The sequence below is a fragment of the Xanthomonas sp. WHRI 7945 genome (assembly GCF_035026585.1).
Genome location: NZ_JAYIQP010000041.1, coordinates 1 through 12,656, shown reverse-complemented (window position 1 = coordinate 12,656; position 12,656 = coordinate 1). Strand labels below are relative to the sequence as shown.

General features: G+C 65.3%; 3 protein-coding genes. All 3 read left to right on the top strand.

What is annotated here, in order from left to right; translation table 11 throughout:
* On the top strand, positions 1-1,086 hold a 1,086-nt coding region (locus tag VDQ83_RS18450), incomplete at its 5' end, for a non-ribosomal peptide synthetase (protein ID WP_455435994.1).
* The gene (locus tag VDQ83_RS18445) at positions 1,076-10,945 is read left to right on the top strand and encodes an amino acid adenylation domain-containing protein (RefSeq protein WP_455435993.1); all 9,870 of its coding nucleotides are present in this window, start codon (positions 1,076-1,078) and stop codon (positions 10,943-10,945) included. The genes VDQ83_RS18450 and VDQ83_RS18445, both read left to right, overlap by 11 nt.
* 197 nt (positions 10,946-11,142) lie before the next feature.
* Positions 11,143-12,656 (top strand): condensation domain-containing protein (locus VDQ83_RS18440; protein ID WP_455435992.1); only part of this gene is annotated, 1,514 nt, incomplete at its 3' end.

Genomic DNA, 12,656 nt, shown 5'->3' with positions numbered 1-12,656 from the left:
CACCGCCCGCGCAACGTGCTGCTGGGCGGCGAGGCGATCGGGGCAGGGATGTGGGAGCGGCTCAAGGCCTCGCCGGTGGTGCGCTTCCACAACATGTACGGCCCGACCGAAGCGACGGTGGACGCGACGATCGAGGACATCGGCGCGTCGGTGGCGGGGCCGGTGATCGGCAAGCCGCTGGCGAACGCGAGGATCTACCTGCTCGACGCGCGCGGCGAGCCGGTGCCGCTGGGCGTGGCCGGCGAGATCCACATCGGCGGGGTCGGCGTGGCGCGCGGCTACTTGCACCGTCCGGACCTGACCGCCGAGCGCTTCGTGAAGGACCGGTTCTCGGACGACGCGCAGGCGCGGATGTACCGGACCGGCGACCTGGGCCGCTGGCGTGCCGACGGCACCCTGGAATACCTGGGGCGCAACGATTTCCAGGTGAAGATCCGCGGTTTCCGCATCGAACTGGGCGAGATCGAGGCGAAGTTGCGCGGCTGCGCCGGGGTGCGCGAGGCGGTGGTGATCGCGCGTGAGGACGTCGAAGGCGACAAGCGGCTGGTCGCCTACGTGGTCGCGCAGGAGCACACCGAGCTGTCGATCGCGAGCCTGCGCGAGGAGCTGTTGCAGGACCTGCCCGAGTACATGATCCCGAGCGCGTGCGTGCTGTTGCCGGCCTTGCCGTTGACGCCGAACGGCAAGCTGGACCGCAAGGCGCTGCCGGCGCCGGACCAGGCCGCGGTGGCGAGCCGCGCCTACGAGGCGCCGGCGGGCGAGATCGAGCAAGGGATGGCGGCGATCTGGCAGGAGCTGCTGAATCTGCAGCGTGTCGGCCGCAACGACCATTTCTTCGAGCTGGGCGGGCACTCGCTGTTGGTGATGCAGCTGGTGATCCGCATCCGCGAGCAGTTCCACGTCGACGTCCCGCTGCGGGTGCTGTTCGAGCAGCCAGTGTTCTCCGCGCTTGCCGAAGTGGTGGTCTGCGAGCGGCTGAAGCGCTTCGCGGACGCGGATGTCGCAGCCGCAGAAGACGAATTGAGCGACCTTTCCGAGGAAGAACTCCTCGCCATGCTAGCGAGCGATAGTGACGATGAGCGCTGACCAGAGCCAGACCCTGCAACAACTGCGACGTGCGGTCGCGCTGCAACGGCTACAGCAGCGAGGTGGCGTGCAGCTGGAAGCGGTGGCGGTCCCGCCGATTCGCATCGTCGATCGCAACGAATCCCTCCCGCTATCGTGGGCGCAACAGCGCTTGTGGTTCCTGGATCAATTCGACCATGCCGCCGGCGCGGCATATCACATCCCGATGGCGATACGCTTGACCGGTGCATTGGACCGCACCGCCTTGCAGGCGAGCCTGGACCGGATCGTGGCGCGCCACGAGGGCCTGCGCACGACATTCGTCAACGTCGAGGGCGAGCCACGGCAGGTGATCGCCGCCGCGGACGGCGGATTTTCCTTGATCGATCACGATTTGCGCCATCTGCAAGACGCGGCGCAATCGGCGGCGATCGCCGAGTTCGGCGTGGCCGAGGCGAACGCGCCGTTCGATCTGGCGAGCGGGCCATTGATCCGGGGCCGCCTGTTGCGATTGGCCGAGCACGAGTATGTGCTGCTGCTCACCCAGCACCATATCGTGTCGGACGGTTGGTCGACCGGCGTGCTGGTGAAGGAAGTCAGCGCGTTGTATGCCGCGTTCAGCCAGGGCCAGGCCGATCCGTTGCCGCCGCTGCCGATCCAGTACGCGGACTATGCCGCGTGGCAGCGGCAATGGCTGCAAGGCGACGTGCTGAAGCAGCAGATCGATTACTGGCGCGAACACCTCGGCGGCGCTCCAGCCCTGCTGGAGTTGCCGACCGATCGGCCTAGGCCTGCGGCGCAGAGCTACCGTGGCGATCGCGTGCCGGTGCGCCTGTCGCGCGAAGTGAGCGCGGCTCTGCGCGCCTTGTCGCAACGCCATGGGGTGACGGTGTTCATGACCTTGCTGGCGGGCTGGTCGGCCTTGCTAGCGCGCATGAGCGGGCAGGACGATGTGGTGGTCGGCACGCCGATCGCCAATCGGCAGCGTGCCGAGGTCGAACCGCTGATCGGCTTCTTCGTCAACACGTTGGCGTTGCGCGTGGACCTGTCCGCCGACCCGAGCGTGGCGGCGCTGCTGGCGCAGGTCAAGGCGACCATGCTCGGCGCCTACGAGCACCAGGATCTGCCGTTCGAACAGGTCGTGGAAGCGCTGCAGCCGGAGCGCAGCCTCGGTTACAGCCCGATCTTCCAGGTGATGCTGTCGCTGAACAATACGCCTGCAGGAGATGGTCTGAGCCGCTTGCCCGGGTTGACCTTGTCCGGGATCGACATGGAACGGCAGACCGCCCAATTCGAGCTGTCGTTGTCGCTGAACGACACCGCGGACGGGCTGGCGGGCAGCATCGGCTATGCCACGGACCTGTACGAGCGCAGCACGGTGCAACGCATGCTCGGGCACTGGACGAGGGTGCTCGAGGCGATGATCGCCGACGACTCGCTCGCGGTCAGCCGCCTGCCGCTGCTGTCCGAGCAAGAGCGCGAGCAACTACTGATTACATTCAATGCCACCCGGCGCGACTATCCGCATCAGCGGACCGTGCACGCATTGTTCGAAGCGCAAGCCGCGCAGCGGCCGCATGCGATCGCGATCGCATTCGAAGGCCAGCGCATCGATTACGGCGACTTGAACCGCCGCGCGAACCGAGTCGCGCACCGCCTGATCGCTTTGGGTATCGGCCCCGACGATCGCGTCGCGATCTGTACCGAACGCAATGCGACGATGATCGTCGGCATGCTCGGCATCCTGAAGGCCGGCGCTGCATACGTGCCGCTCGATCCGGCGTATCCGGCCGATCGCCGCGCCTACATCCTTGACGACAGCCGGCCGAAGGCCTTGCTGACGCAGTTCAGCCTCGTCGCTCTCGCCGAGGGGTCGATCGCCGCCAGCGCTACTGAACTGGCCCTCATCGTGTTGGATGCCGATGCGTCGCTCGCCACGCAGTCCGATCACGATCCAGCCGTGCCCGGCCTCGCCTCCAGCAACCTCGCTTACGTGATCTATACCTCCGGCACCACCGGCCAGCCCAAGGGGGTGATGGTGGAGCACCGCGGCCTGGTCAATTACGTCGTCGACGCGGTGGATCTGTTCGGTCTGGTCCCTGGCGACACGGTGCTGCAGCAGAATTCGCTGAATTTCGACGTGTCGGTCGAGGAGATCCTGCCGACCTTGTGTGGCGGTGCGACCGTCGCGCCGACCAGCCACATTTTCGGCGCCGCCGATCTCGATGAGGCGATTCCGCCCAGCGTCGTGCACATCACGGCGGCGCATTGGCATACCCTGGTCGCCGAATGGCAGCGCGATCCCGAACAGGCGCATCGCCAGCTGCAGCATGTGCGGCTGTTCAACGTCACCGGCGATGCCGTGTCGATGCAGAAACTGCAGGTATGGGACGCGCTGCGGCCGCCTTCGGTCCAACTCATCAACACCTACGGCCCGACCGAGACCACGGTGACATGCACGGCCGCCTACGTGCGCCACGATACGTCCAACCAGGCCATGGCCAGCGTCACCATCGGCAAGCCGTTGGCGAACACGCAGATCTATATTCTCGATGCGCATCTGCAGCCGGTGCCGATCGGTGTCGCCGGCGAGATCTACATCGGCGGCGATGGCGTGACGCGCGGCTACTTGAACCGTCCGGAATTGACCGCCGAGCGCTTCCTGCACGATCCGTTCGGCTCCCGCCCTGCGGCCCGCATGTACAAGAGCGGAGACCGCGCGCGCTATCTCGAAGACGGCAATATCGAATTCCTGGGCCGTAACGATTTTCAAGTGAAGATCCGTGGCTTCCGGGTCGAACTTGGCGAGGTCGAAGCGAAGCTGTCGGAGTGCGCCGGGGTGCGCGAGGCGGTGGTGGTCGCGGCAAAGGGCGCATCGGACGAAAAGCGCCTCGTCGCCTACGTGGTCCCGCACGACGGCGTGGAACCTTCCGCGGCGTCGCTACGCGAAGAACTCTCGCGGGGTTTGCCGGACTACATGATCCCAAGCGCGTTCGTGCGGCTGGATGCGTTCCCGTTGACGCCGAACGGCAAGCTCGATCGCAAGGCGCTGCCGGCGCCCGATCCGGCGTCGATCACAAGCCGCGCATATGCGGCACCGGTCGGCGACGTCGAATGCGTCATCGCCGAGGTCTGGCGGGAATTGCTTGGCCTGGAGCGGGTCGGTCGGCATGACCACTTCTTCGAGCTCGGCGGCCATTCCCTTTTGGTCATCCGCCTGATCGAGCGTCTGCGCCGGCGTGGCCTGAACGCGGACGTGCGCATGGTGTTCATGACGCCGATGCTGCACGCGCTGGCAAACCAGCTTGCCGATGGCGCGCAGGCGGTCGAGCGCGCGAGCGCACCAGCGAATCCGCTCACAGTCGCGACGACGCGGCTGACGCCGGAACTCCTGCCGCTGGTGAGCCTGACGCAAGAGGAGATCGACGGCCTCGTCGCCCTGGTGCCGGGGGGGCTGGCGAATATCCAGGATATCTATCCGCTCGCTCCGTTGCAGGAGGGGATCCTGTTCCACCATCTGATCGGAGACGAGGGCGATACCTATCTGCTGCGGACGGTGATCGGCTTCGACAGCCAACAGCGCATGGCGACCTTCCTCGGCGCCTTGCAGCAGGTGGTCGATCGCCACGACATCCTGCGCAGCGCCGTGCACTGGGAAGGCTTGTCCCAGCCCATCCAGGTCGTGCACAGGCACGCGCCGCTACCGGTGACCGCGCTGGACGCGATAGCCTGCGCTGCGGATTCGGCAAGATTCTTCGCCGATACCGATCCGCGCCGCTTGCGCCTCGACCTGCGCAAGGCGCCGATGCTGGCGGCGTATACGGCGCACGATGCGCGCAGCGGCGAATGGCAGCTGGCACTGCTGCTGCATCACATGGCCTCCGACCACATTACGCAGGATCTGATCCTGGCGGAAATCCAGATGCTGCTGCAGGGGCGGGGCGACCATCTGCCGGCGGCGGTGCCGTACCGCAACTTCATCGCGCAGATTCGCGCGGTACCGGAATCCGAGCACGAAGCATACTTTCGCAGCCAGCTCGCCGACGTCGACGAACCCACCTCGCCGTTCGGCGTCGCGGCCGTGCAGGAACACGGGCGCAGGCAGCAGGAAAGCGTTCTCCAGTTCAGCGACGCGCTGGCGTTGGATGTTCGCGAAAGCGCACGTCGGCATGGCGTGACGCCGGCAGTGCTGTTCCACGTCGCCTGGGCGCAGGTAGTTGCCGAATGCAGCGGGCGCGACGATGTGGTGTTCGGGACGGTCCTGTCCGGCCGTTTGCAGGGTTCCGATACGGCTGACCAGGTCGTCGGCATGTTCATCAATTCGCTGCCGATCCGGATGCGCTTGGCGCAACTGAGCGTGGCCGAGGCGGTGCGCGAAGCCTATGCACGGCTGAGCGATCTGTTGCTGCACGAACAGGCGCCACTGGCGCTCGCACAACGCTGCAGCGGTGTGCCGTCGCGGTTGCCGTTGTTCACGGCGTTGCTGAACTACCGGTACAACGACGGCAGCGGCATCGCCAAGGATGCCGCGGCATCGGCATCCGCGTGGGAAGGCATCCGCGTGGTGTCGAGGGGCAAGACCCACGGCAGCTATCCGCTGACGCTCTCGGTCGAGGACTGGGGCCGGGCGTTGGGGCTGTCGGTGCTGTGCGTGCCGGACATCGACGGAGCGCGCCTGCTGCGCTACCTGGAAACCGCGATGACCTCGCTGGTCGCGGCACTCGCCGATACGCCCTCGTTGCCGATACGTCACCTGGCGGTACTGCCGTTGCACGAACGCGCACAGCTGTTGGCCGCCTCGAGCGGCGAGCGCACGGGCTACCCGCACGATCGCCTGGTACACGAGTTGTTCGAAGCGCAGGCTCGGCAGCGGCCCGATGCCGTCGCGCTGACGTGCGGCGAAGTCAGCCTGAGTTACTGCGCATTGAACCGACGTGCCAACCAACTTGCGCACTATCTACGCACACTCGGCATCAAGCCCGATGCGCGGGTAGCGATCTGCATGGAACGCGGCATCGACATGGTAGTCGGACTGCTCGGCGTATTGAAGGCGGGCGGCGCCTATGTGCCGCTGGATCCTGCCAATCCGGCCGAACGCCTGGCCGCCATTCTGAAGGAAGATCCTCCGTTGGCGTTGCTCACGCTTGCCTCGATCGAGGACGACCTGCCGGCGATGAGCCTGCTCCGCGTCGTGGTGATGGACGACGAACCGGCGATCGCGCGGCAGCCGGAGCACGATCCGGCTGCCGCGGCGGGCTTGACTCCCGAGCACCTGGCCTATGTCATCTATACGTCCGGTTCGAGCGGCCAGCCCAAGGGCGTGATGGTGCCGCACCGGGGCGTGGTCAATTATCTCGCACATGCGCACGCTGCATATCTGCCTGACGACATTCGCGGCGCGGTGGTGGCGACGCCTCTCGGCTTCGATGCGACGCTGACCACGCTGCTCGCGCCCTGGCTCGCAGGCAAGCCGGTCGCATTGCTTCCCGAAGACGCACAAGCGTGTCTGCTCGAGGCGCTGGAGTACCTCCGCCGGCCGGAACCGTGGCTGTTCAAACTCACACCGGCGCACCTGGACGTGCTGTCCAGCCTGGTGGAGGCATCGCCCGTCGCGACGCCGCATCGGCTCGTGGTCGGCGGCGAACAGCTGACCAGGCATAGCCTGGCCCGTTTCCGAGACCGCGTGCTGCCCAACGCGATCGTGGTCAACGAATATGGCCCCACCGAGGCGGTAGTCGGTTGCACGACCTTCGTCAGCGACGCAAGCACGGTCGAACCCCAACGCAACGTGGTGCCGATCGGACGTCCGATCGCCAATACACGCACCTATCTGCTCGGCTTGCACGGCGCGCCGGTGCCGGTCGGCGTCGTCGGCGAAATCCATATCGGCGGCATAGGTGTCGCGCGTGGCTATTTGAACCGACCCGACTTGACCGAGGAGCGCTTCCTTACCGATCCTTTCGTCGACGATGCGCATGCGCGGATGTACAGGACCGGCGATCTTGCGCGCTGGTTGCCGGAAGGCGATCTGGAATATCTGGGCCGCAACGACTTCCAGGTGAAGGTCCGCGGGTTCCGTATCGAACTCGGTGAGATCGAAGCGAAACTCTCCGCGTGCAAAGGCGTACTCGACGCGGTGGTGATCGTCGGCGAGGACGCGTCAGGCGACCAGCGGCTCGTTGCCTATGTGGTTCCGGAGGACGACGAAGCTGCGCCGAGTGCAGCGAATCTGCGTGAAAGGCTGTCGCGCGAACTTCCGGATTACATGGTACCGGGCGCCTTCGTCGGTTTGGCAGCCTTGCCGTTGACGGCCAACGGCAAGATCGATCGCAAAGCACTTCCCGCGCCCGACCTCGCATCGGTGGCGAGCCGCGACTACGAGGTGCCAGTAGGCGATGTCGAACAAGCCGTCGCTGCGATCTGGAGAGAACTGCTCGGACTCGAGCAGGTTGGCCGTCATGACCATTTCTTCGAGCTCGGTGGGCACTCCCTGCTAGCCGTACGACTGGTGACGCGCCTTCGTTCTGTACTGGATGTGGAAGTGGCGCTGCGCGACGTTTTTGAGCAACCGACGCTGTCTCAACTCAGCGCGCTCGCAGCCCAAGGCAGCGCGTCGTCGCAGACCGCGATCGCGCGTGCCGACCGCGACCAGGCGCTGCCGCTATCGTGGGCACAGCAACGCCTGTGGTTCCTGGATCAATTCGACCACGTGGCCGATGCGGCGTACCACATTCCAGCCGCATTGCGGTTGCAGGGCGAATTGAACCGCAGCGCACTGCGGGCAAGTCTGGATGCGATCGTCGCGCGGCACGAGAACCTGCGTACGACCTTCGTCAGCGTCGAGGGCGAGCCGCGACAGCTGATCGGACCGGCCGACAGCGGGTTCTCGCTGGCCGAACACGACCTGCGCGATCTGGACGAGACGTCGCAGGCCGCGACAGTGCGCCAATTGAGTGGCAGCGAGGCGCGCGCGCCCTTCGATCTGTCGACAGGCCCCTTGATTCGCGGCCGCCTGCTGCAACTCGGCGAACACGAGCACGTGCTATTGGTCACGCAGCATCACATCATCTCCGATGGTTGGTCGATCGGCGTGCTGGTGAAGGAAGTCAGCGCGTTGTATACCGCTTTCGCGCAAGGCAGGGACGATCCCTTGCCGCCACTGCCGATCCAATACGCCGACTACGCGATGTGGCAGCGCCAGTGGCTGCAAGGCGACGTGCTGCAGGCACAGGTCGATTTTTGGCGTGCGCATTTGTCCGGCGCACCGGCCTTGTTGGAATTGCCCACCGACCGGCCGCGGCCGGCGGTGCACAGCTACGACGGCGACAGCGTGCAGGTCAGCATGCCGCCTGCGCTCGGCGACCGCCTGAATGCGCTGGCGCAGCGCCATGGCGCCACCTTGTTCATGGCATTGCTTGCAGGCTGGTCGGCGTTGCTGTCTCGCTTGAGCGGGCAGGGCGAGGTGGTGATCGGCAGCCCGGTGGCCAACCGCCAGCGCGTCGAGATCGAACCATTGATCGGATTCTTCGTCAATACCTTGGCATTGCGTGTCGATCTGTCGGACGATCCGAGCGTGGCCGAGCTGCTGGCGCAGATCAAGCGGACGACGTTGGCAGCCTACGCGCACCAGGACCTGCCGTTCGAACAGGTGGTGGAAACGCTGCAGCCGGTGCGCAGCTTGAGCCACAACGCACTGTTCCAGGTCGCATTGACGCTCAACAATACCCCGGTCGACGACGACCTGAGCCGTTTGCCAGGGCTGACATTGTCGTCGATGGAGAGCGCGCTGCGCACCGCCCGTTTCGATCTCTCCTTGTCGTTCATCGCGACGCCCGAAGGTCTGGTCGGCAGCGTGATCTACGCAACCGCGTTGTTCGACCGCGCTACGATCGAGCGAATGATGGGGCATTGGGTCACCCTGCTCGAGGCGATGGTCGCCGACGACACGCAGCGCGTCAGCGGCTTGCCGCTGCTTACAACGCAAGAGCATGACCAGGTGCTGCGCGGGTTCAACGCGACACACGTGGAATATCCGCATGGCCAACTGCTGCATGCACGGTTCGAAGCGCAGTCCGCACGAATACCCGATGCGATCGCGTTGGAATACGAGGGCGAGCAGTTAAGCTACAGCGAACTGAACCGCCGCGCGAACCGGGTAGCGCATCGCCTGATCGCCCATGGCGTGAAGGCGGATGATCGCATTGCGCTTTGCGCCGAGCGCAGCCTTGCGATGGTGGTTGGCGTGCTCGGCATCCTGAAGGCCGGTGCCGCCTACGTGCCGATGGATCCGCTGTATCCGGCCGATCGACTGGCCTATATGCTCGACGACAGCAGGCCGGCGGCGGTGCTCACGCAATCCTCCCAGCGCGAGCGTTTGCCGGCGCAGGCATCGCAGCAATGTCCTTTGTTGCTGCTGGATGTGGATTTCGACACCTCTCCCGACGAACATGCGCTCAATCCAAGCGTTCCAGGGCTGTCGTCGCGGCATCTGGCCTACGTGATCTACACCTCGGGCTCGACCGGCCAGCCGAAGGGCGTGATGGTCGAGCATGCCTCGGTGATGAATCTGCGAATGGAACTGGAGCAATCGATCTTCGGCGCGCTGGCCGAGCACGATCGAGTGGGCCTGAATGCCTCGCTGTCGTTCGACGCATCGGTGAAATCGCTGCTGCAGCTTCTGTCCGGCCGTTGCGTCGTGATCGTTCCTGCGCAGGTGCGCGCCGACGCGGATGCGCTGTTGGCGTTCCTGGCACGCAGCCGCATCGATGCGTTCGATTGCACCCCCGCGCAACTGGAATCGCTGCTCGCGGCCGGCCTGTTGGAGCATGCGACGTATCGGCCGAAGGCCGTCCTGATTGGCGGCGACGCCATCTCCGCCAATACGTGGCAGCGGCTGGGCCGCTCGATCACGCCACGCTTCTTCAATGTCTACGGCCCAACCGAGTGCACGGTCGACAGTGCATTGACCGCCGTCGACGGCGGCGGAGAACGTCCTAACATCGGCAAGCCGATCGGCAACGCGCGGATCTACATCCTCGATGCGCGGCGGCAGCCGGTCCCGACCGGTGCGTGCGGCGAGCTTTACATCGCGGGCATGGGAGTAGCGCGGGGCTATCTGCACCGTCCTGAGTTGACGGCGGAGCGCTTCCTGAAGGATCCGTTCTCCGACGACCCGGATGCGCGCATGTACAGGAGCGGCGATCTCGGGCGCTGGCTGCCCAATGGCAGCATCGAGTACCTGGGCCGCAACGACCAGCAGGTCAAAATTCGCGGATTCCGCGTCGAGCTGGGCGAGATCGAGGCCAAGCTGTCCGGGTGTCCAGGCGTACGCGAAGCGGTGGTGATCGCACGCGAAGACGTGCTTGGCGACAAGCGACTGGTCGCCTACGTGGTGCGGCAAGAGAATGCGGATTTTCCCGTCGCCGAACTGCGCGACCTGCTATTGCAGGATCTGCCCGAGTACATGATTCCGAGCGCCTGCGTGCTGCTGGACGCGCTGCCGCTGACGCCCAACGGCAAACTGGACCGCAAGGCGCTGCCGGCGCCGGACCAGGCGGCTGTGGCGAGCCGCATATACGAAGCGCCGGAAGGCGAAGCGGAACAGGCGATCGCTGAGGTCTGGCAGGAGCTGCTGGGACTCGAGCGTGTCGGCCGTCATGATCACTTCTTCGAGCTCGGCGGGCATTCGCTGCTCGCTGTTCGCGTCGTGGTGCGGCTCAAGGAAATCCTGCAGGTCGACATCGACCTGCGCGACGTGTTCGTCACCCCGCAGTTGTCTGCTCTGGCAAGCATCATCATCGATCGCCAGTTCGCCCAGTTCGATCAAGCCGAGTTGTTGACGGTGCTGGGATCGATGCAGGAAGCGGAGCTGCGCGAGTGAGAGGAACCGATACGGTGCGCGATGGGCGGCGGCAGGCAAACCGATGGACCATACGCGGATTGGGTGACAGGCGAGGGCACGTATTTTCCAAGCTTAGAAAGGAGTGTGGTGTTGTTGGGCGACGTTGATGCACCGCGTTCGTATGGGCGGCGACTTCATTAGGGCTTGGACGATTTGTTGAAAGGAATGATGGAAAGATGGAACAGGTAGCGCTCAACAAGCTCTCGATTGCCGAACGGGAACGTTTGCTCAAGCTCGCTCGCGCGAAGCTGGTTTCCAATTTCGCCTCGACATCGCCCATTCCACGCGCCGACCGCAGTGTCGCTATGCCGTTGTCGTGGGCGCAGCAACGGCTGTGGTTCCTCGATCAGCTCGACCGTGCCGCCGGCGCGGCGTACCACATTCCCACGGCGCTGCGCTTAAGTGGCGCGTTGAACCGGACAGCGTTGCAGGCGAGCCTGGACCGGATCGTGGCGCGGCACGAGAGCCTGCGCACGACGTTCGTTAGCGTCGAAGGTGAGCCGCAACAGGTGATCGCACCGCCAGATATCGGGTTCGTGTTGATCGAGTACGACCTGGGCGATCTCGATGAGGCGTCGCAAGCCGCGGCAGTGGCCGAACACAGCGACGAAGAAGCGCGTACACCGTTCGATCTGGCGCGCGGGCCCTTGCTACGCGGCCGCCTGCTGCAGTTGGCGGAGCACGAACATGTAGTGCTGGTGACGCTGCACCATATCGTCTCGGACGGCTGGTCGACCGGCGTGCTGGTGCGCGAAGTGAGCGCCTTGTACACCGCCTTCTGCCAGGGTGCGGCCGATCCCTTGCCGGCGTTGCCGATCCAGTATGCCGACTACGCTGCCTGGCAACGGCAATGGCTGCAGGGCGACGCCCTGCGGGGCCAACTCGATTTCTGGTGCCGCTGTCTGAAGGGTGCGCCGGCGTTGCTGGAGTTGCCGACCGATCGCCCACGCCCACCTATGCAAAGCTACCGAGGCAACAACGCCTCGATCCGCTTGTCCCATGACCTGAGCGCGCGTTTACGCGCACTATCGCAGCGCCATGGCGTCACCTTGTTCATGACGATGCTCGCGGGCTGGTCGGCGTTGCTGTCGCGGCTGAGCGGCCAGGACGACATCGTCGTCGGCAGCCCGGTGGCGAACCGCCAGCGTGCCGAGATCGAACCGCTGATCGGATTGTTCGTGAACACCCTCGCGCTGCGCGTGGACCTATCGGCGGATCCGAGCGTGGCGGCGCTATTGGCGCAGGTCAAGGCGACGACGCTGGACGCGTACATGCACCAGGATCTGCCGTTCGAGCAGGTCGTCGAGGCGCTGCAGCCCGAACGCAGCCTGGCGCATAGCCCGGTGTTCCAGGTGTTGCTGGTGCTGAACAATACGCCTGGTGGCGATGGTCTCGACCGTTTGCCCGGATTGACCTTATCCGGTGTCGATACCTTGCAACAGACCGCGCAGGTCGATCTCGCCCTGTATGTATCGGATCTGCAGGATGGAATCGTCGGTGGAGTGACATACGCAACGGACCTGTTCGACCACGGCACGGTGGAGCGGATGCTGGGGCATTGGGTGACACTGCTCGAGGGCATGGTGGCCGACGAGACGCAGTCGGTGAGCCGTCTGCCGCTGTTGACCGGCGACGAGCGTGAGCGGGTGCTGGCGGGGTTCAATGCGACGCATGCCGCCTATCCGCCGGA

Excerpts from the sequence above, each read along its gene's own strand:
- VDQ83_RS18445 (WP_455435993.1), top strand. The coding sequence starts at position 1,076 with ATGAGCGCTGACCAGAGCCAGACCCTGCAACAACTGCGACGTGCGGTC.